This is a genomic window from Bradyrhizobium sp. CCBAU 11357 (assembly GCF_028128865.1).
GTDB lineage: Bacteria > Pseudomonadota > Alphaproteobacteria > Rhizobiales > Xanthobacteraceae > Bradyrhizobium.
Genome location: NZ_LBJW01000098.1, coordinates 47,037 through 67,122, shown reverse-complemented (window position 1 = coordinate 67,122; position 20,086 = coordinate 47,037). Strand labels below are relative to the sequence as shown.

General features: G+C 65.0%; 23 protein-coding genes. 19 read left to right on the top strand and 4 right to left on the bottom strand.

Annotated elements, in window-relative coordinates:
- Positions 1–95 precede the first annotated feature (95 nt).
- The 9 genes from XI05_RS16465 to XI05_RS16425 all read left to right on the top strand — a co-directional run bounded on the left by XI05_RS16465 (position 96) and on the right by XI05_RS16425 (position 8,873).
- Entirely contained in the window at positions 96–1,553 is a 1,458-nt protein-coding gene (locus tag XI05_RS16465) for a 6-hydroxynicotinate reductase (RefSeq protein WP_271503644.1), read from the top strand.
- Positions 1,550–2,446 (top strand): UPF0280 family protein, encoded by an 897-nt coding sequence (locus tag XI05_RS16460; RefSeq protein ID WP_271503395.1) that lies wholly within the window; start codon positions 1,550–1,552, stop codon positions 2,444–2,446. Before XI05_RS16465 ends, XI05_RS16460 begins: the two co-directional genes overlap by 4 nt.
- Before the next feature lie 27 nt (positions 2,447–2,473).
- The gene (locus tag XI05_RS16455) at positions 2,474–3,058 is read left to right on the top strand and encodes an amino acid synthesis family protein (protein ID WP_025035619.1); all 585 of its coding nucleotides are present in this window, start codon (positions 2,474–2,476) and stop codon (positions 3,056–3,058) included.
- 32 nt (positions 3,059–3,090) lie between these two features.
- On the top strand, positions 3,091–4,293 hold the full coding sequence (locus XI05_RS16450; protein ID WP_271503390.1) for an ABC transporter substrate-binding protein: 1,203 nt from the start codon (positions 3,091–3,093) through the stop codon (positions 4,291–4,293).
- Between the two features lie 174 nt (positions 4,294–4,467).
- The gene (locus tag XI05_RS16445; protein WP_271503386.1) at positions 4,468–6,357 is read left to right on the top strand and encodes an ABC transporter permease; all 1,890 of its coding nucleotides are present in this window, start codon (positions 4,468–4,470) and stop codon (positions 6,355–6,357) included.
- Entirely contained in the window at positions 6,354–7,145 is a 792-nt protein-coding gene (locus tag XI05_RS16440; RefSeq protein WP_271503383.1) for an ABC transporter ATP-binding protein, read from the top strand. Before XI05_RS16445 ends, XI05_RS16440 begins: the two co-directional genes overlap by 4 nt.
- On the top strand, positions 7,142–7,846 hold the full coding sequence (locus XI05_RS16435; protein WP_172786252.1) for an ABC transporter ATP-binding protein: 705 nt from the start codon (positions 7,142–7,144) through the stop codon (positions 7,844–7,846). Before XI05_RS16440 ends, XI05_RS16435 begins: the two co-directional genes overlap by 4 nt.
- 19 nt (positions 7,847–7,865) lie before the next feature.
- Positions 7,866–8,321 carry a MarR family winged helix-turn-helix transcriptional regulator gene (locus tag XI05_RS16430; protein WP_271503380.1) on the top strand — a complete coding sequence of 152 codons (456 nt, stop codon included), beginning with the start codon at positions 7,866–7,868 and terminating at the stop codon, positions 8,319–8,321.
- Between the two features lie 162 nt (positions 8,322–8,483).
- On the top strand, positions 8,484–8,873 hold the full coding sequence (locus tag XI05_RS16425) for a hypothetical protein (protein WP_333939926.1): 390 nt from the start codon (positions 8,484–8,486) through the stop codon (positions 8,871–8,873).
- Positions 8,874–8,877: 4 nt separating this feature from the next.
- On the opposite strand, the gene XI05_RS16420 is transcribed toward XI05_RS16425, so the two are convergent.
- Together XI05_RS16420 and XI05_RS16415 are read right to left on the bottom strand one after the other, a co-directional pair.
- Positions 8,878–9,576, bottom strand: a complete 699-nt coding sequence (locus XI05_RS16420) for a hypothetical protein (protein ID WP_271503374.1) — start codon at positions 9,574–9,576, stop codon at positions 8,878–8,880.
- A 124-nt stretch (positions 9,577–9,700) separates the two neighbouring features.
- Entirely contained in the window at positions 9,701–10,897 is a 1,197-nt protein-coding gene (locus XI05_RS16415) for an amidohydrolase family protein (protein ID WP_172786255.1), read from the bottom strand.
- Positions 10,898–11,054: 157 nt separating this feature from the next.
- Between XI05_RS16415 and XI05_RS16410 the strand changes: the two genes are divergently transcribed.
- From XI05_RS16410 to XI05_RS16380, 7 genes are all read left to right on the top strand, one after another.
- On the top strand, positions 11,055–11,828 hold the full coding sequence (locus XI05_RS16410; protein ID WP_271503372.1) for a ferredoxin--NADP reductase: 774 nt from the start codon (positions 11,055–11,057) through the stop codon (positions 11,826–11,828).
- A gap of 99 nt (positions 11,829–11,927) precedes the next feature.
- Positions 11,928–12,251, top strand: a complete 324-nt coding sequence (locus XI05_RS16405; protein ID WP_172786257.1) for a hypothetical protein — start codon at positions 11,928–11,930, stop codon at positions 12,249–12,251.
- Positions 12,252–12,348: 97 nt separating this feature from the next.
- The gene (locus XI05_RS16400) at positions 12,349–13,620 is read left to right on the top strand and encodes a cytochrome P450 (protein WP_271503369.1); all 1,272 of its coding nucleotides are present in this window, start codon (positions 12,349–12,351) and stop codon (positions 13,618–13,620) included.
- Between the two features lie 147 nt (positions 13,621–13,767).
- Positions 13,768–13,953 (top strand): hypothetical protein, encoded by a 186-nt coding sequence (locus tag XI05_RS16395; RefSeq protein ID WP_172786502.1) that lies wholly within the window; start codon positions 13,768–13,770, stop codon positions 13,951–13,953.
- Positions 13,954–13,963: 10 nt separating this feature from the next.
- Complete coding sequence (locus tag XI05_RS16390) at positions 13,964–14,164, top strand: hypothetical protein (RefSeq protein ID WP_271503366.1); 201 nt, start codon at positions 13,964–13,966, stop codon at positions 14,162–14,164.
- A gap of 15 nt (positions 14,165–14,179) precedes the next feature.
- The gene (locus tag XI05_RS16385) at positions 14,180–14,443 is read left to right on the top strand and encodes a hypothetical protein (protein ID WP_271503363.1); all 264 of its coding nucleotides are present in this window, start codon (positions 14,180–14,182) and stop codon (positions 14,441–14,443) included.
- A gap of 46 nt (positions 14,444–14,489) precedes the next feature.
- Positions 14,490–14,732: a hypothetical protein gene (locus XI05_RS16380; protein ID WP_172786261.1), complete on the top strand. Its 243-nt coding sequence runs from the start codon at positions 14,490–14,492 to the stop codon at positions 14,730–14,732.
- Positions 14,733–14,768: 36 nt separating this feature from the next.
- Here XI05_RS16380 and XI05_RS16375 read toward each other — a convergent pair whose 3' ends face one another.
- Positions 14,769–16,019: a DUF763 domain-containing protein gene (locus XI05_RS16375; RefSeq protein ID WP_271503360.1), complete on the bottom strand. Its 1,251-nt coding sequence runs from the start codon at positions 16,017–16,019 to the stop codon at positions 14,769–14,771.
- A 126-nt stretch (positions 16,020–16,145) separates the two neighbouring features.
- Here XI05_RS16375 and XI05_RS16370 point away from each other — a divergent pair, with 126 nt between their 5' ends.
- Positions 16,146–17,282, top strand: a complete 1,137-nt coding sequence (locus tag XI05_RS16370) for a mechanosensitive ion channel family protein (protein WP_271503357.1) — start codon at positions 16,146–16,148, stop codon at positions 17,280–17,282.
- Positions 17,283–17,316: 34 nt separating this feature from the next.
- On the opposite strand, the gene XI05_RS16365 is transcribed toward XI05_RS16370, so the two are convergent.
- Positions 17,317–18,294 carry a tripartite tricarboxylate transporter substrate binding protein gene (locus tag XI05_RS16365; RefSeq protein ID WP_271503354.1) on the bottom strand — a complete coding sequence of 326 codons (978 nt, stop codon included), beginning with the start codon at positions 18,292–18,294 and terminating at the stop codon, positions 17,317–17,319.
- Positions 18,295–18,405: 111 nt separating this feature from the next.
- Between XI05_RS16365 and XI05_RS16360 the strand changes: the two genes are divergently transcribed.
- Both XI05_RS16360 and XI05_RS16355 read left to right on the top strand, forming a co-directional pair.
- The gene (locus tag XI05_RS16360) at positions 18,406–19,116 is read left to right on the top strand and encodes a TetR/AcrR family transcriptional regulator (RefSeq protein ID WP_271503351.1); all 711 of its coding nucleotides are present in this window, start codon (positions 18,406–18,408) and stop codon (positions 19,114–19,116) included.
- A gap of 31 nt (positions 19,117–19,147) precedes the next feature.
- Positions 19,148–20,032 carry an amidohydrolase family protein gene (locus XI05_RS16355; protein WP_271503349.1) on the top strand — a complete coding sequence of 295 codons (885 nt, stop codon included), beginning with the start codon at positions 19,148–19,150 and terminating at the stop codon, positions 20,030–20,032.
- The last annotated feature ends 54 nt before the right edge of the window (positions 20,033–20,086 follow it).

Genomic DNA, 20,086 nt, shown 5'->3' with positions numbered 1-20,086 from the left:
ATCTTTTGCGCTGCACCGCCGCTTGACAGCCCCGGGGCACCGCGCGCAACATCGTTCGTATACGAATGATAACTGCGATGTCCGCCGGCTCCGACATGGTGACAGAAACGACGAGCGCCGTCATCGACAAGATCCGCTGCGATGCTTGTCCGGTGATGTGCTACATCAAGCCCGGCGCGGCGGGGGCCTGCGATCGCTATGCCAATCACGACGGCAAGCTCGTCCGCGTCGATCCGCACGTCATCCTGGAGCGCACCGTCTCGCATGGCGGCAAGCTCGTCCCGTTCAGCCGCACCGAGGACTGGGACGGCAAGATCGTCCATGAGCCCTCGACTTTCGTGACGGCGATCGGCGCAGGCACGACCTATCCCGACTACAAGCCGGCGCCGTTTATCGTTTCGGCGGAGGTCGACGGCGTCGACATGGTGACCGTCGTCACGGAGGGCATCTTCTCCTATTGCGGCATCAAGGTGAAGATCGATACCGACCGCTATCTCGGCCCGGAGACCGCGACCGTCCGCGCGCAGGGCGAGGCGGTCGGCCATGTCACGACCAGCGAATACGGCTCGCAGATGCTGTCGCTCGGCGGCGTGCATCATCTCACCGGCGGCTCCAAGAGGGAGGGCCGCGTCACCTGCGACACGCTGATGGACCTCGCCAATTGCAAGGCGGTGGAGCTCACCATCGACGGCGGCGCCAGCGTGGTGGTGCAGGCCGGCCAGCCGCCGATCGTCAACGGCGTGAAGGAAGAACGCATGCGCGTCGGCTGCGGCTCGGCGACGATCGGCATGTTCGCCAAGCAATGGCACGGCAAGGTGGATGAGGTCGTCGTGGTCGACGACCACATCACCGGCGTGCTCTCGGAGCACCAGGCCGGCAAGCTGCTCGACATCGCCGACACCGGCATCAAGATGAAGGGCCGTCGCTCGACGCCCGGCCGCTATTTCCAGGTGGCCGATCCCGGCACGGGCTGGGGCGGCACTGACATCTCCGATCCCTTGTCGATCCTCGGCCCGTTCGATGCCAAGGAAGCAAAGCCCGGCCTGACCATGCTGATGGTCTCCACCACCGGCGAGCATTCGTCCTATTACGTGCTCGACGGGGCCTTGAAGCCGGTCGAGACCGAGATGCCGGCCGACTTGAAGTTCTCGGTCGAGCGTATCCAGGAGAATTGCGAGCCGGCGCTGTGCACGGTGCTGTTCATGGCGGGCGCGGGCGGCTCGCTGCGCGCCGGCGTCACCGACAATCCCGTGCGTTTGACCCGCTCGGTCAAGGATGCGCTGACGCGTGTCACCAGCGGCGGTGCGCCGGTCTATGTCTGGCCGGGCGGCGGCATCACCTACATGGTCGACGTGACGCAGATGCCGTCAGGCGCGTTCGGCTATGTGCCGACACCGGCCCTGGTCGCGCCGATCGAGTTCACGATGAAGCTGTCCGACTATGCCGCGCTCGGCGGACACATGGATTATGTGAAACCGCTCTCCGAGGTGCAGAACGGCGACGATGTCCGCCAGTTGCCCTGGCAGAACCCGATTCCGGGGCCCCGCACATGACCAGGCGCCCGCAAATCGCATTGCTGTCTGATGGCCGGCGGCTGCATTTGCAGGATGGACCGATCGATCTGATCGTCGAGGCGAGGGGACGTACGGATGCGGTGCGAGCGGCCTATGAGGCTGCGGCGCTGCGGTTTACCGGATTGCTCGACGAGCTTTGCGCGGAGCTGCCGGAGCTGCGTGCGGCGGCCGAGGAGAAAACCTTGCTAAAGGGCGTGGTCGCGCGTCGCATGCACGCCGCGGTAGCGCCCTATGCCGCCGATTGCTTCATCACGCCGATGGCGGCCGTTGCCGGTAGCGTCGCGGAGGAAATTCTGGCTGCGATGCTGCGTGCTGCAACGCTCGATCGGGCTTACGTCAACAATGGCGGCGACATCGCGCTGCATCTCGGCAAGGGCGAGCAGTTTTCGGTCGGGCTGATGGATCGCCCCGACCGCGACGGCGTGATGCAGACGATGCGGATCGATGCGGACGATCCGGTGCGGGGCGTTGCGACCAGCGGCCGGCACGGCCGCAGCTTTTCGCTCGGGATCGCCGATGCCGTGACCGTGCTGGCGGCGACCGCTTCGCAAGCCGATGCGGCCGCGACCGTGATCGCCAATGCCGTCGATCTTCCCGGACATCCCGCCATCATCCGAAAGCCTGCGAACGAGCTTCAGCCCGACAGCGATCTGGGCGGGCGCCTCGTGACGTGTGATGTCGGCGAGCTGTCTCACCATGAGATCGCCGCCGCGCTCGAATCTGGCGCAGAACGTGCACGGCATTTATTCGATCGTCGGCTGATCGAGGGTGCCGTGCTGCAGCTTTGTGGTGATATGCTTGTCATCGGACCGAAAGATGTTGAGCGGCTGGAATCGCGCCCGCGTCAGCTGGAGAACGCGGTTCATGCCTGAGCAGGGAAGTGTCCGGAGGAAGCAGCCATGAGCGCGATCATCCGCAAGATCGTCACTGTCGTCGAAGAGACGCAGATGGAGATGGGCCGACAGGTATCACCGCCGACCCGGCGTGCGGCGGCGATTGCCGTCATCGAGAATCCGTTTGCCGGAAAATACGTCGAGGATCTTTCGCCGTTGATCGCGATCGGCGAGGAGCTGGGCGAGCTCTTGTCGAAACGCGCGGTGGCGGCGCTCGGCATCGATGGCGCCAAGGCGCACAGCTACGGCAAGGCCGCGGCGGTCGGCGAGAACGGCGAGCTGGAGCATGCCGCCGCGATCCTCCACCCCAAGATGGGCGCGCCGGTGCGCAAGGTTCTGGGCAAGGGCGCGGCGCTGATCCCCTCGTCGAAGAAGCGCAGCGGCCCGGGCACGACGCTGGACATCCCGCTCGGGCACAAGGACGCGGCCTTCGTGCGCAGTCATTTCGACGGTATGGAAGTGCAGATCAACGACGCGCCGCGTGCCAACGAGATCATGGTCGCGGTCGCCGTCACCGACAGCGGCCGTCCGCTGCCGCGCGTCGGCGGGCTGACGGTTGCGGAGATCAAAGGCGAAGACGGTCTGAGATAGAAGTCATAAGCGAGTTCAAACTGGAGGTTGGGATGCGAGCAAGAAATTACTTCGTCGGCGCGGCCTTCGCGCTTCTGGCGAGCGGCATGGCTCATTCGGCCCTGGCGCAGGACATCAAGATCGGCGAGATCAACAGCTATTCGCTGCTGCCGGCATTCACCGAGCCCTATCGCAAGGGCTGGCAGCTTGCGGTCGAGGAAATCAACGCCGCGGGCGGCATCAACGGCAAGAAGCTCGTCGTCATCTCCAAGGACGACGGCGGCAAGCCGGCGGACGCGCAGACTGCGGCCAACGAGCTCGTCTCGAGCGAGGGCGTCGCGATGCTCGCCGGCACGTTCCTGTCGAACATCGGTCTTGCGGTCTCTGACTTCGCCAACCAGAAGAAGGTGTTCTTCCTTGCGGCCGAGCCGCTCACGGACGCCATCACCTGGTCCAAGGGCAACAAGTACACCTTCCGCCTGCGTCCCTCCAACTACATGCAGGCGGCGATGCTGGTGGAAGCCGCCAGCAAGCTGCCCGCAAAACGCTGGGCGACGATTGCGCCGAACTACGAGTACGGCCAGTCGGCGGTCGCGGTGTTCAAGAAGCTGATGTCGGAGAAGCGCCCCGACATCCAGTGGGTCGACGAGCAATGGCCGCCGCAGGGCAAGATCGACGCCGGCCCGGTGGTGCAGGCGGTTGCCGCGGCAAATCCGGAAGCGATCCTCAACGTCACGTTCGGCGCGGACCTCGTCAAGCTCGTGCGTGAAGGCAACACCCGCGGCCTGTTCAAGGGGCGCGAGGTGGTCTCCTTCCTGACCGGCGAGCCCGAATATCTCGACCCGCTCAAGGACGAGACCCCGGAGGGCTGGATCGTCACCGGCTATCCCTGGTACTCGATCAAGACGCCCGAGCATGATGCGTTCCTGAAGGCGTATCAGGCCAAGTACAACGACTACCCGCGCCTCGGCTCGATCGTCGGTTACCAGACCATCAAGTCGGCGGCCGCGATTCTGGCGAAGGCCGGCTCGACCGATCCGGAGAAGCTGATTGCCGCGGCGGAGGGGCTGACGACGCCGTCGCCGTTCGGCGAGATCACCTTCCGCAAGATCGACCACCAATCGACGCTTGGCGCCTTCGTCGGCAAGACCGCGCTGAAGGACGGCAAGGGCGTGATGGTGGAGTCGTCCTACAAGAAAGGCGCGGACTATCTGCCTGGCGATGCCGAAGTCGAGAAGCTGCGTCCGAAGGATTGATTGCCGCTGCCGTAGGGTGGGTTAGCCCTGCGACTGCGCGTAGCGCAGACCGCTTGGCGTAACCCACCACTTTCGGTGCCACACGAGAAAAGGCGGTGGGTCACGCCGAGCAGATGTGCTCTGCGCATCTGCAGGGCTAACCCACCCTACGATTTCAACGAACCCGGACCGCCGATGGCCTTTTACGTCGTACAGTTTCTGACCGGTCTCGCCAGCGCGGCGTCGCTGTTCCTGGTGGCGTCGGGCCTGTCGATCATTTTCGGCGTGACGCGGATCGTGAATTTCGCGCATGGCGCCTTCTACATGATCGGCGCCTACATCGCCTTCACGCTGACCGAGCGCCTGTCCGGCGCATTCGGCTTCTGGGGCGGCATCGTGCTGGCCGCGTTCGCGGTGGCGCTGATCGGCGTCATCGTCGAGATGGTGCTGCTCCGGCGCATCTATCATGCGCCCGAGCTGTTCCAGCTGCTCGCGACCTTCGGCCTGACCTTGATGGTCGAGGATCTGGTCGTGCTGATCTGGGGGCCGGACGACCTCGTCGGGCGCCGCGCGCCGGGGTTCAAGGGCGCGATCGATTTCTTCGGCCAGAACATTCCGAGCTACGATCTGTTTCTGATCGTGCTCGGACCCGTCGTGCTCGGCATTCTCTGGCTGCTGTTCCAGCGCACGCGGTGGGGCGTGCTGGTGCGTGCGGCGACGCAGGACCGCGACATGGTGGCCGCGCTCGGCGTCAATCAGAAATGGCTGTTCACATCAGTGTTCGCCGTCGGCGTCTTCCTCGCAGCGCTCGGCGGCGCGCTTCAGATCCCGCGCGATGCCGTGCATCACGCCATGGATTTGCGCATCATCGTCGAGGTGTTCGTCGTGGTCGTGATCGGCGGCCTCGGCAGCATCGTCGGCGCCTTCGTCGCGGCGGTGCTGGTCTCCGAGCTGAATGCCTTCGGCATCCTGATCTTCCCGAAGATCTCCATCATCCTGGTCTTCCTGGTGATGGCGGTGGTGCTGATCGTGCGTCCCTGGGGCCTGTTCGGCAAGCCGGAAGCCGCCGCGCGCAAGACGCCGGGCCTCACCGTCAATCCCTGGCGGCCGCTGACCTCGAGCGAGCGGCTGATGGCGCTTGCGGCGCTCGTGATCGCAGCGATGCTGCCGCTTTTCGCGGGCAATTATCTGCTGACCGTGGGCTCGGAGATCGCGATCTTCGTGATCTTCGCCGTCAGCCTGCACTTCCTGATGTCGGTCGGCGGGCTCGCCTCGTTCGGCCACGCCGCCTATTTCGGCCTGGGCGCCTATGGCATCGCCTTTCTCGCCAAGATGGCGGGACTGCCGATGATCGTCTGCCTGCTGCTCGGCCCGCTGCTCGGCTGCATGGGCGCGGCGGTGTTCGGCTTCTTCGCGGTGCAGCTCTCCGGCGTCTATTTCGCGATGCTGACGCTCGCCTTTGCGCAGATCGTGTGGTCGATCGCGTTCCAGTGGGTGAACGTGACCGGCGGTGACAACGGCATTCTGGGCCTCTGGCCCTCGAGCTGGGCGGCAAGTCCGTCGCGCTTCTACTGGCTCTCGCTCGGCGTCGCGGCGCTGGTGACCGTCGCGCTGCGGGCCATGGTGTTCTCGCCGTTCGGCTACGCGCTTCGTGCCACGCGCGACTCGGTTCTGCGCAGCGAAGCGATCGGCATCGATGCCAAGCGGATCCAGTGGACCGCCTTCGTGATCGCCGGCACCACCGCCGGTATCGGCGGCGCGCTGTTCGCCTATCTCAAGGGCAGCGTGTTCCCCGACAATCTCGGCATCTCGCTCTCGGTCGACGCGCTGGTCATGGTGCTGCTCGGCGGCGTCGAGACGGTGTCGGGCGCGGTGATCGGCGCCATCGTCTACAAGGCTTTGAACATCTGGCTGGTGAGCCAGACCGATCTGTCGAAGCTCGTGCTCGGCGGCTTCATCATGCTGATCGTCGTCGTCTTCCCCAAGGGCATCGTCGGCACGCTTGAGATGCTGGCGCAGCGCCGGAAGAAGTCATCGCCGCCGGGATCCACCTTGCTCGCCAAGCCGATCGAGTCTGCCGAATGAGCGTTGCACCCCCACTTCTCGCGGTCGAAGGCCTGACCAAATCCTATGGCGGCATCCATGCCGTGCGCGGCGTGTCGTTCTCGCTGCGGGCCGGCGAGATCCTGGCGCTGATCGGGCCGAACGGGGCGGGAAAAAGCACCTGCTTCGACATGCTCAACGGCCAGAACAAGCCTGATAGCGGGCACGTCCGCCTGCTCGGCGAGGAGATCACGGGCCGGAAGCCGCGTGAGGTCTGGCGGCTCGGCGTCGGCCGCACGTTCCAGATCACCGCGACCTTCGCCACCATGACCGTGCGCGAGAACGTGCAGGTCGCGCTGATCTCGCATGGGAAGCAACTGTTCAATCTGTTCGGCTCGGCGCCGAAGTTCGACCGCGCCGAGGCCGGCCGCCTGCTCGAGCTGGTCGGCATGGGCGGTTATGCGGACCGGCCCTGCGGCGAGCTTGCCTATGGCGATCTCAAGCGGCTCGAGCTTGCGGTCGCGCTCGCCAACCAGCCCAAACTGCTGCTGATGGACGAGCCGACGGCCGGCATGGCACCGCGCGAGCGCGTCGAGTTGATGCGGCTGACCGCGGGCATTGCCCGGGAAAAATCCATCGGCGTGCTCTTCACCGAGCACGACATGGACGTGGTGTTCGAGCATGCCGACCGCATCATCGTGCTCAACCGGGGGACGTTGATCGCGGAGGGCTCGCCGGCGGACGTGCGCGGCAATCCCCAGGTGCAGGCGGTCTATCTCGGCGAGGGCCTGGTCTACGATGCCCGCCACCGCGAGGGAGCATCGGCATGAAGCTCACGGTGCAAGACCTCAACAGCCATTACGGTCCGGCGCATATCCTGTTCGACATCGGCTTCGAAGTCGGCGAGGGCGAGGTGGTGGCGCTGCTGGGGCGCAACGGCGCCGGCAAGTCGACGACGTTCCGCTCGATCGTCGGCCTCGTCGCGCAGCGCTCCGGCCGCATCACGTTCGAGGGCAAGGACGTCTCGTCGAAGCCGACGCACGAGATCGTGCGGGAGGGCCTCGGCTACGTGCCGGAGGAGCGGCGCATCTTCACGGACCTGACCGTCGAGGAAAACCTCGAAGTCGGCCGCCAGCCGAAGCGTCCGAACGCGCCGCATTGGACGCGCGAAAAGCTGTTCGCGCTGTTTCCGAACCTGGGCGAGATGAAGAACCGCCCGGGCGGACGCATGAGCGGCGGCGAGCAGCAGATGCTCACCATCGCGCGTACGCTGATGGGCAATCCCTCGCTGGTGCTGCTGGACGAGCCGTCGGAGGGCCTGTCGCCGAAGATCGTGGAGCAGATGGTCGATGCCATCCTGACCATGAAGAAGGAAGGCGTCAGCATCGTCGTCTCCGAGCAGAATCTGCATTTCGCGCGGCTGATTTCGGATCGCGCCTACATCATCGAGCGCGGCCGGATCTGCTTCGGCGGCACCATGGCCGAGCTCGACGCGCGCCCGGATATCCGCGACGCGCATCTGTCGTTGTGAGGGGAAGGGCGGGGGACGGATGGCGAGAAGCGTCGCGGCAAAGAAGAGCGTCAAACCGGCGAAACCGCCCTACGTGCTCGACGAACAGGTCGGCTTCATCCTGCGCCAGGTCTGGCAGCGTCACAGCTCGATCTTCACCCGCGACATCGGCACCAATCTGACGCCGACGCAATGGGCGGCGCTGTCGAAACTGGCCGAGACCGGGCCGTGCTCGCAGAATCAGCTCGGGCGCCTGACGGCGATGGACGTCGCGACTATCAAGGGCGTGATCGATCGTCTCACCGCGCGCGGCCTGACCGAAACGAGCCAGGATCCGGAGGATGGCCGGCGCCTACTGGTGAGCCTGACCCGCGCCGGTCAGCAGCTTGCCGAAAAGCTCGCGCCGAATGCGCTGGCGATCACCCGCGAGACGCTGGCGCCGCTCGATGCGAAAGAGCGCGACACGCTGATGGCGCTGCTGAACAAGCTCAGATGAAGGTGCCGTAGGGTGAGCAAAGCGAAGCGTGCCCACCATCTTTTCTCGAATCGCAAAAATCGTGGGCACGCCGCTTCGCGCCTTTTGCCCACCCTACGGCAGTTGAACAAGGTGCCGGAACCGGCGACTAACCTCGATGAAGGATTTATCGAGGTTTTGGCCATTAGAGTTGCGAGGCGCTTTGCAGTTGTCTTGTCTCTTGCCGCCGCGCTAGCCGGCCAATGCGCTCCTGCCCTTGCCGCGCAGCCTTACGAAGGCTTCTGGGCCTCGACCAAAAAGGACTGTCGCAACGAGGATAGCCCCAACCGCATGAGCATCGAGGGCGGCAATCGCCTCTACTGGTACGAGACGCGGTGCCGCGCCAGCGAGATCACGGCCGACGGAAGGCTCGGCTGGAAAATGAAGCTGGCCTGCGAAGGCGAGGGCGAAAAGTTTCGCTCCAACACTCGCGTCTCCATCGCTGCGGACGGCAGATTGGTGATGGACAACGGTCCAGTTGGGCAGGTCAAGCGCCAGACCTATGTGCGCTGTGAGATCGCAAAGAAGCGCTGATCTCTTACGTCTTTCCCGGCCATTTGGCGCGGTAGCGGATCTCGCTGCCGTCACCAAGCCGCCGCCACGTTCCGAATTCCGGCGTATGCGGCGCCCGGGCCGTCAAATCGATCGGATAGATCCGGCTCGGCTGGCCCTGGATGTTGACGGCGAGCCGCCGGTACGAGGTTCGAAACGCCAGCTCGACTTCGCCGGCGATAACGGCCTTGTCGCCGTCGCGATAGAACGCGGCCGGCCTGACTTCGCCCGGCATGGTGTTGAGGTCAGTCTGCAATTCGATGGTGATGCCTTGGGCCGACGTTGGCACCGTGACCCCCGCCGGAAAGCGGACCTCGAACAGGAGCAGGGGATTGGCGCCGTTGCGGTTGAGCCAGGGCGTGGCGGTCGCGTAAGCGTAGGCAATGTAGGCGCCGATCCCGGCGGTGCAGAGCAGGGCGACGATGCCGAGCGACTTCAAGCTGTTCCGCGCGACGCCGATGCCTACGTCCTGCCCTGTATCTTTGCCCGAACGCGTCACGAGCCAATTGGCGAGGACCGCGCCGGCGATTGCACCCATGGGTGAGTAGACGAACAGTCCCAGCAGACCCGATGCGATCGGGTCCGCCCGGTTGCCGACACCGAGCAGGGAGAACAGCACGAAGATCGCGATATAGCCCGCCACCGCGCCAGCAACGCCGGCGGCTATCCGTGATGAGTTCTTCATGTCTCCTCGATGGTGGAACAATGCGCTGCCGCCGCCGAGGGCTGCCTGCGTTAGACGCAACAGGCTTGCGACTTGTTCAATGCCTTCGAGGGACGATGCGGAGCGGCGGGCCGCTCCGGCTGCGTCACTTCGCCACCACCTCCGGCACCTTGCCGGCCGGCGGGGTGTTGCGGCTGCGCTGGGTGCGCACGATGCCGTCGATGATGGTCATCCCGATGCCGGGGAGGTCGCCGAGCTGCACGCTCTCCAGGATGTTCTTGCCCGGCGAATGCTGCGCCTTGTCCATGATGACGAAGTCGGCGGAGCGGCCGACCTCGATCAGGCCGCAGTCGAGCTGCCGCATCCGCGCGGTGTTGCCGGTGGCAAGGCAGAACGCGATCTCGGCCGGGAGGTCGCCGAGCGAGGACAGCATCGAGACCATGCGCAGGATTCCGAGCGGCTGCACGCCGGAGCCGGCGGGCGCGTCGGTGCCGAGGATGACGCGGTGCAGGTCGCCCATCTCGCGCGCGGTGCGCAGCGTGAACAGGGCCGAGCGCTCGTTGCCGTTGTGCACGAGCTCGAGGCCGCGCTTGCAGCCCTCGCAGATGCAGCGGATCTGGTCGTCGGGCAGGGCGGTGTGGCCGCCGTTGATGTGGCCGACCACGTCGGTATCGGCCTCCAGCACCACGTCCTTGTCGATCAGGCCGGAGCCGGGGATCGACGGGCCGCCGGTGTGGATGGTGCTTTGGATGCCGTATTTGCGCGCCCAGCCGACCATCTTTCGCGCGGTCGGGCCGTCCTTGACGCCGCCGAGGCCGACCTCGCCGAGCAGCTTGACGCCGTTGGCGGCCATCTCCTTGAAGTCTTCTTCCACCATCTCGCATTCGATTACCGGCGCGCCGGCGTGAACCTTCACGCCGCCGGGACGCAAGGTCCAGAACGCGCGCTGGGCGAACACGGCCATCGCCTTGAGGCCGACGACGTCGCGGGGGCGGCCGGGCATGTGGACTTCGCCGGCGGAGATCATGGTGGTGACGCCGCCGTGCAGATAGCTGTCGATCCAGTTGATCTGGTTCTGGCGCGGCGTCCAATCGCCGGCGACAGGGTGGACATGGCTGTCGATCAGGCCCGGCGCCACCGTGGTGCCATTGGCGTCGACGATGGTGGTGGCGCCCTCTATGTCGACGTCCTTGAAGCGGCCGATCGCGGTGATCTTGCCGTTCTCGGCGACGATGGTGTCGCCGTCCAGGATCGGCTTTTCCAAAGCGCCGGACAGGATCAGGCCGATGTTGCGGATCACCAGCTTCGAGGGTCCGGTGGCCTGGGGTGCGTCATGCGCCATGGAAGGGGCTCCTTATTCGTAACTGCAACGCTTCCGATCTTGGGCAGCCTTGACCGCGGGATCAAGCCGGATTATTTATTAGTATACGAATGATCGTGTACAAACGACGCATAGCTGCCGGCCTCGGAACCGCAATTGACGCGACAGGGAAGGTGAGATGAGCAATTTCAATCAGGAAAGCGTTTTGAGCGTCCACCACTGGACCGACACGCTGTTCTCCTTCAAGACCACCCGCAGCCCGACCTTCCGTTTCCGCAACGGCGAATTCACCATGATCGGGCTCAAGGTCGGCGAGAAGCCGCTGCTGCGGGCCTACAGCGTCGCCAGCGCCAATTACGAGGACACGCTGGAGTTCTTCTCGATCAAGGTGCCTGATGGACCGCTGACGTCGCGCCTCCAGCACTTGAAGGAAGGCGACGAGATCATCGTCAGCCGCAAGGCCACCGGCACGCTGGTGATCGACAATCTGGAAGAGGGCCGCAACCTGTACCTGATCGGCACCGGCACCGGCCTTGCGCCGTTCCTGAGCGTCATCAAGGACCCCGAGACCTACGAGCGGTTCGAGAAGGTGGTGCTGCTGCACGGCTGCCGGCACGTCAAGGAGCTCGCCTATGGCGAGATGATCACCGAACATCTGCCCAAGAACGAGCTGCTCGGCGAGTACATCCAGAGCCAGCTGATCTACTATCCGACCGTGACCCGCGATCCCTTCCGCAACCGCGGCCGCATCACCGACCTCATCACCTCGGGTAAGCTGTTCGCCGATATCGGCCTGCCGGCGCTGGAAGCAGCCCACGACCGCGTCATGATCTGCGGCAGCCCGGCGCTGGTGGCGGACACCCGCGTCCTCTTGGGCGAGCGCGGCTTCGTCGAGGGCAATCACGGCGAGCCGGCCCAGTTCGTGGTCGAGAAGGCGTTCGCCGAGCGCTAAATTTCTACGCGAGAAGATCGTATTTTCGCCACCGCCGGGGCGTTGCGGCGCCGATTCGGCGCGCGATACTATGTGGGACCGAATCAGCGGAGTTCCCACATGGTTGCGGACAGCGACAGCAACATCGCCTGGCACCGGGTTCAGTTGAAGAAGAACCGCGCCGAGCTGAAGGCGCTGGAGACCGCGCGCTTCACGATGGGCGAGATCGCCACCTCGAAGCGCAATGGCCAGACGCAGAAGACGATCACGGAACTCAAGCGCAAGATCGCGCAGTCGGAGCGTGTGATCGCCGATCACGACAAGCGCACGCGCCGTCCCCTCGCAACGGATCTGCAGAGCCTCAGCAATGGCAGCTGGAGCCATTGGGACGCCTACACCCAACAGCAGCGCAAGAGCGGCCAGCGCTCCTCCGGGCGCGGATAGAGCTCTCCACGCCTGCGGCCGACGAGCAGACGCGCCCTTGCGCCGGCCGCGCCGCGCACCATCTCGGTGATACGCGACCAATCGCTCCGGTGATCCCATGACAGTGCGCCTCAATTTCACCAGCGAGGCCTTCTTTCGCGATCCGCCCAAGGCGATCGCGAACTTGCGCATGTCTAGCCCTGTGGTCGCGACGCGGTTTCCTCTCGTCGGCGATGTCTGGATCACCACGACCCATGACGCCACCGCGCAGGTGCTGAAGGACGGCGCAACCTTCACGTTGCGCAAGGACGATGGCGACGTCGCGGGCTTGCGCTGGTGGATGCCGAGGTTCGTCAGGACCATCGCCAACAGCATGCTGACGATGGACGAGCCGGATCACACGCGGCTGCGCAGCATTGTCGACGAGGCGTTTCGCCGCCGCGCGATCGTCGCGATGGAGCCGCGCATCCGGGCCATCGCCGACGGTCTGGCCGACGAGCTGTTCGCGGAGGAATGCCCGGCCGATCTGGTCCAGCGCTATGCGCGCATCCTGCCGCTCGCGGTGATCTCGGAGCTGCTCGGCCTGCCGCTGGCAGATCGTCCAAAGTTCATCGCCTGGGCCAACGCGATGTCCTCGCTGACGAACGTCGTCAGCTTCTTGTCCCTGCTGTTCGCGTTCCGCAAGATGCGCGCCTACCTCGAGCAGCAGTTGCAGCTCGCGCGCGTGCAGGGCGGCGAGGGCCTGATTGCCGAGCTGATTCAGGTCGAGCGCGAAGGCGGCCAGATCACGCCGGATGAAATGGTCTCGATGGTGTTTCTGTTGCTCGCCGCGGGATCGGAAACCACCACCCATCTCATCAGCGGTTCCGTCTACGAGCTGCTCAGGAATCCCGAGCTGCGCGACTGGCTGGAACAGGACTGGAGCCGTGTCGGGCTCGCGGTTGAGGAGTTCCTGCGCTTCGTCTCGCCGGTGCAATTCTCCAAGCCGCGCTATGTGCGGCGCGATGTCGAGGTCGAAGGCGTGCGCCTGAAGAAGGGCGATCGCGTCATGGTGATGCTTGCCGCTGCGAACATGGATCCCGCGGTTCATGATCGTCCCGAGACCCTCGATCTCGAACGCAAGCCGAACCGCCACATCTCGTTCGGCACGGGAATCCATTTCTGTCTCGGCCATCAGCTCGCGCGCATCGAGGCGGCCTGCGCGCTGCAGGCGCTGTTCGTGCGTTGGCCGAAATTAAGTCTGGCCGTCGATTCCGCCGAGGTCCGCTGGCGCAAGCGGCCGGGCTTGCGCGCGATCGCGAAGCTTCCTGTCAGGGCAGAGGGCCGCGGAACAGAGACGACTTCACGCACGGGAACGAGAGACGATCGTTCCCTCACCGCGGCGAACTGACGTCGGCAACGCCCTTTCGGAAAATCTTTGCCGGATGTGAACGATCAGGAACGGTGTGCCGATCGTGCTGTTGTTATCCCGACATGACACGGAGGAGAGTTCCTTGAGCGCATGTCGCAGATCGACGTCTTAACAGGAGACAAGATCATGGCCAGCAAGATGCCACCTGTTCCACCGGACAATCAGAGCCACAAGGGAACTGGAGATCGCAAGCAAACGCCCGCCGATCAGATCCCGCACGGTCAGCAACGTGCGCAGAATCCGGATCAGCAGGGACAGCAAGGCAACATCAAGCAGAACACGACCAATCAAGGCTATCAGCAAGATCGCTGAGGAGGCGACATTGTCCACATCCACGAAGACACCGAGCAGCATTCGTCAGGGCGGACCCGGCGCCTCGCACGAGAACGCGAAGGCACCGCTTGAGGTGAAGAAGCCGCCGGCAGACGATCCGCAGCGCAGCCACAGCCGGGTTTCCGGTGGCGGTGGAGAGCGCGATGTCCATCACACGCACGACGAGGCTGGAAAAGGCGGAGGCAGGTGACGATTGGAGATCAATATGCAGGGCAAGAAGACACACGAACAGCAGGTGCGCATCCTCGAGCGGAAGCCCGATGTTCCGGATGCGCGAGAGCTCGAGCAGGCCGCCGGCCATAACCCGCAAGACCCGCGCGTCCATCGTGCCAACCCGGAGGTGCGTCACAGCGAGTTTCCGGTGAGCCGCGGCGGTCTCAACCAGGAAAGCGATCACAACAAGCACAACGATCCCGGCCAGAGCGGCCACAAGCCGCCCAAGCCGACGACGGCACAACAGAAGCACTAATCTTCGCAAGACGACTGCAAGAAGATCACTGCAAGAGGAGAGACCGATGCCAGGTGGCCACGGCAGCAAGACGCATTTCAGATCGGGCATGCATGGCAAGGGCGACGGCACCGGCGCGTTGACCGACGTGCCGAAGGAGATGATCGGCGACAACATGGTCCTGTCCAACCGAGACAAGAAACAGCATTCGGACATCCGCGGGATGGACAGCAAGGCCATTCAGACCGAGCAGTATCAGGATCACGCGGCCAACCGGCTCGAACGGGAGCCAGACGCCGACGAGACCTGAGAGGGGCGTTCCCCCCGCCAACTAGCGGACCGGCGTTCAGCCGGTCCGCTTTTTTGTGGACGCAAGATCGCGCTCCCAGCCGAACACCGAGCGGCCATCGAGATCCGGTGAGGCCGCACGCTCACCGGCGATGAAAGCCGCGACCGACGGGCCGCGCGCGGTCCGCTCCAGCCGCCGCGCCTGGTCGTCGAGGCGCTTGATCGCCTGCATCTCCTCCTCGCGTCCGAGCTTGGCGTTCTGGATCGCGCCTTTCAGCACCCGGATGGTCTCGTCATAGACCTTGATCGGAACGGGGTAGGGATGCCGGTCCTTGCCGCCATGGGCGAGCGAGAAACGCGCGGGGTCGGTGAAACGATAGGGCGCACCGTGCACGACCTCTGCGACCATCGCCAGCGAGCGCACAGTGCGCGCGCCGACGCCCGGCGTCAGCAGCAGTTCCGGAAAATCCGCCGGGCCGCGCTCGGCCGCCGCGGCCAGCGTGCCGTGCAGGCGGCGCGCGAACACGTCCTTCGGCCGCACATCATGATGTGTCGGCATGATCAGATGCGGCAGCATGCCTTGCGCCGGTGTGGACGCGGTCCCCGCGAGCCGTTCGAATTCGGAGACGATGCGATCCGGACCGAGATCGGAGAGCAGCTCGAGCTGTGCCGTCCGAGACATATCGGCGCGATGATCGGTGAGATTGACGATCTCTCCCTGCTGCGGCCCGTCGATTGCGCTATGCGGCGTATCGACAAAGCTCTTCAGTGCCTCGGAATGCCAGTGATAGCGCCGCGCCTGCCGCTTGTCGCCGTTCATACCCTGCTGCACCACCGTCCATTTGCCCTCAGTGGTGACGAAGAAGCCGTGCAGGTAGAGGTCAAAGCCGTCCTGGACCGCGGCACTGTCGACCTTGGCCACCAGACGGCTGGCACGCGTCAGCTTGATGCCGTCGAGTCCGACGCGCTCGCCGAGTTGCAACAGCTCGTCCGGCGTCTTGCGCGAATGCTGGCCGCGGCCGCCGCAGACGTAAATCCCGAGCTCGTCCTGGAGCGGTCCGAGCCCGCGCTTCAGCGCGCCGATCACCGAGGTGGTAATGCCGGAGGAGTGCCAGTCCATCCCCATCACGGCGCCAAACGACTGGAACCAGAATGGATGCGACAGCCGCTGCAGAAACGCGTCGCGGCCGTAATGATGCACGATCGCCTGGGTGACGATCGCCCCCAGGGAGGACATGCGGCTTGCCAGCCAGGGCGGAACCCGCCCGGTGTGAAGAGGAAGATCGGCGCTGCCGGTACGTCGAGTCATGCCGACAAGCCTAGCGCAGCTCAGCGACGGTTGCACCTGCGGGATGCTGCATTGCACGGAGCGGGGGAGCGAAGCCGGCCAGGAGGCGTTGTGCGGGTTGCGTGATTGCAATGATGGGGACGATCCATGGATTGGCAGGCCCTTACGGCCGAAATCGACGCGATGTTCGGCTGGATACCGTCATGGTTCATCGGGCTCAGCCTGGTTGCCGGTGCGATCCTTCTGGCCTTGGTGGCCTACCGGATCGCCACGTGGGTTCTCAATCGCGCTTTCGGAACGCGCCTTCCGCTGCTGAGCGTGTTCATCGAGCGGACGGCTGGTCCGGCGCAAATGGCGCTCTGCCTTGCCGCGGTCGCAATGGTGCTGCCGCTGGCGCCGCTGGACGACACGATCCGCAACCCCCTGACGCGGCTGTTCGTGGTAGCCTTCATCGCATTGATCGGCTGGATCTCGATCCGGATCGTCGACATGAGCGCGGCGCGCTACTTGCAGAACTTTCGCGATGTCACCGAGAATTTCGTCGCGCGCAAGCATGTGACGCAGGTGCGCGTGTTCAAGCGCGTCACCGACACCATCATCGTCATCATCACGGTCTCCGCCGCGCTGATGACGTTCGACTCCGTGAAGCAATACGGCGTCAGCCTGTTCGCCTCCGCAGGAGCCGCCGGTATCATCGTCGGTCTTGCCGCGCGCCCGCTGCTGAGCAATCTGATCGCGGGCCTGCAGATCGCGATCACCCAGCCGATCCGCATCGAGGATGCCGTGATCATCGAGAACGAATGGGGCTGGATCGAGGACATCGCCTCGACCTATGTCGTGATCCGGTTGTGGGACTGGCGCCGCATGGTGGTGCCGCTGTCCTACTTCATCGAAAAGCCGTTCCAGAACTGGACGCGCGACACCGCATCCCTCATCGGCGTCGTCGCGCTGCATGTCGACTATCGCGCCGATGTCCCGCGCATCCGGCGCTGGCTGGAGCAGGCGGTGAAGGCGTCAAAGCTGTGGGACGGGGAGGTGGCGAATCTCCAGGTGATCGATGCCGATTCGCGCACCATCGAGCTTCGGGCACTGGTCAGCGCCAGGAACGCGCCGCAATCGTGGGACCTGCGCTGCGAGATCAGGGAAATGCTCATCGCTTTCATCCGCGACGAGATGCCGGAGGCACTGCCGCGCGACCGCGCCATCCTGATCCCGTCGGGAAACGAAGACGGCGATTTTCGCGCGCGGCCTCCGGAGAAGATGCGGGCGAACGCCACCAGTTGAACAGCGCCGATCTCTTGCCAGGGCGCGCCTTGCCTCATTGCGCGCGGATGTTGGCGGCCTTCAGCACGGGCTCCCATTTGGCCGCCTCCGCACGCATATAGGCATCAAACTCCTTGGACGAGGAACCGACCGGGGTGGCGCCGATCCTGCCGAGCGTCGACAGCACGCTCGGATCTTGCAGCGCCGCCTTGAGATCGGTCTCGAGCTTCGCAACGATCTCCGGCTGCATCTTTGCAGGACCAAGCACGCCCCACCAGACCGAGACGTCGTAGCCGGGCACGCCGGCCTCGGCGATCGTCGGCACGTTTGGCAGGGCCTTGGAGCGTTCGGCCGAGGTCACGGCGAGCGCGCGCACCGGGCCGCCTTCGAGCTGGCCGATCGCTTCCGCGAGCGGATTGATGCTGAGCGGGATCTCGCCGGCGATCACGGCCGTCAGCGCCGGTGCGCCGCCCTTGTAGGGGATCGCGACGATCTTGGTGCTGGACATGTGCTTCAATAGCTCGCCCGCGAGATGCGCCGAGGTGCCGTTGCCGGACATGCCATAGGAGAGCTTGTCCGGCTCCTTCTTGGCGGCGGCGAGGAGATCGGCGAGTGTCTTGTAAGGGCTGTCCTTCGCCACCACGATCGCCAGCGGCGAGGAGGCCACCTCGGTGATGGCGGTGAAATCCTTGAACGTGTCGTAGGGCACGCTCGGATAGATGAACTGGTTGAGCGGATGACCGCTGGCGACCAGGATCAGCGTGTAGCCGTCGGGCGCGGCTTGCGTCAGGGCCTGCGAGGCGACGATGCCGCCCGCGCCGGGACGGTTGTCGATCACGGGCTGCTGCCCCCAGGTCTTGGCCAGCGCCTGGCCCAGCGTGCGCGCGAGCACGTCGACCGCGCCGCCGGCGGCGTAGGGGACGAGAATGTGGACCGGCTTGCTCGGATAATTTTCGGCCTGCGCGGCGCTCCCGGCCAGCAGCAAGCCGGCACCCAGCATCAAGCCGCCGATCTTCTTGTTCAAACCCAACATAAGTCCCAGCACTCCTTGAGGGCATTCGCGTCCATCGATGGTCTCCACGCCGTCCTGCCATCCACGTCCTTGTTGACGAGACCTGATCTTTTGTACGATAGTACAAATCACATGGTACGCAAGCCCACCACCAAGGAAGCGGCCCGCAAGCCGAACATGCGCGAGGCGATCCTCGCCGCTGCGGAGGAGCTGTTCGCCACCAACGGCTTCAATGCCGTGTCGGTGCGCGACATCGCGCAAGCGGCCGGAGCGAATCCGGGCAGCGTGACCTATCATTTCAAGACCAAGGACGGTTTGCTGCTGGAGATCTACCGGCGCCATTGCGGGCCGATGAATCTGCGCCGTTCCGAGCTGCTCGCGGCCGCAAAGCGCGTGCGCGATCTCCAGGACCGGCTCGAGGCGATCGTTCGCGCCTATGTGGTGCCGGCCTTCACCTCGGGCAGCGATCTCGCCGGTGGCGGGGCGCGTTTCACGCGGCTGCGCGCGGTGATGTCGGCGGAAGGCAACGAGGTCGCGCGAAAGATCATCGCACAGACCTTCGACGACACCAGCCACGCCTTCATCGACGCGGTCCAGGAGAGCCTGCCGCACATTCCGCGCACGGACATTGTCTGGCGCAGCCATTTCCTGCTTGGCGCACTCTATTATTCGCTGGTGACGCCGGAGCGCGTGTCGCGCCTGTCGCGCGGCGAGGGCGACGGCAGCGATGCCGCGGCCGCCATCGAGCAATTGGTGCAGGCCACCGTCGCCGCGTTTCAGGCGCCGGCGCTGGACCAGGCCGCGCCGGTACGGCGGCGGCCGGTCGTCGGCAGCAAGACGTGAAGCAAGCGAGCTCGCTTCGGCGGTTTACGTGATGACGATGATGTATACGCCGACCATTCCACCGCCCGATCCGAACACGCGCACGCCGAAGTTCAGGCTGCCGAAGCTGTCATGTGATGCGCATTGCCACATCTTCGGACCCGGCGCGAAATATCCTTACGCGCCGGAGCGTTCCTACACGCCGCCGGATGCGCCGCTGGAGGATTTTCGCGCGCTGCACGCCAAGCTCGGCGTGGAGCGCGCCGTCATCGTCAATGCCAGCGTGCACGGCACCGACAACAGGGTGGCACTCGATGCCATCGCTGAGAGCAATGGCGCCTACCGTGCCGTCGCCAACGTCGACGATACCATCACCGAGCGCGAGCTGCGTGTGCTGCACGAGGGCGGTTTTCGCGGCTGCCGCTTCAATTTCGTCCGCCATCTCGGCGGCGTTCCCGACAAGCGCGCATTCGACCGCATCGTCGCGATGGTCACGCCGCTCGGCTGGCACGTCGATCTGCATTTCGATGCGATCGATCTGCCCGAATATGCCGACATGCTGACGAGGCTGCCGCTGACTTACACCATCGACCATATGGGCCGGGTCAAGGCGGCGGACGGGCTCGACCAGCTGCCGTTCAGGATCCTGGTCGAGCTGATGCAGCGCGACGAGAAGTGCTGGGTGAAGATCTGCGGCTCGGAGCGGGTGTCCTCGAGCGGTCCGCCCTTCACCGATGCGGTGCCGTTCGCGCGAAAGATCGTCGAGACCGCGCCGGATCGCGTCATCTGGGGCACGGACTGGCCGCATCCCAACGTCAAGGTGATGCCGAATGACGGCGATCTCGTCGATTTGATCCCGCTGTTCGCGTCGGAGCCGGAGCTCCAGACGAAGATTCTGGTCGATAATCCCGCGCGCCTGTTCGAGTTCGAGACGTGACGACGTCTGCGCGATCGACACGCTGCGCGGACATGCGTAGCGGACGCCGGCGCA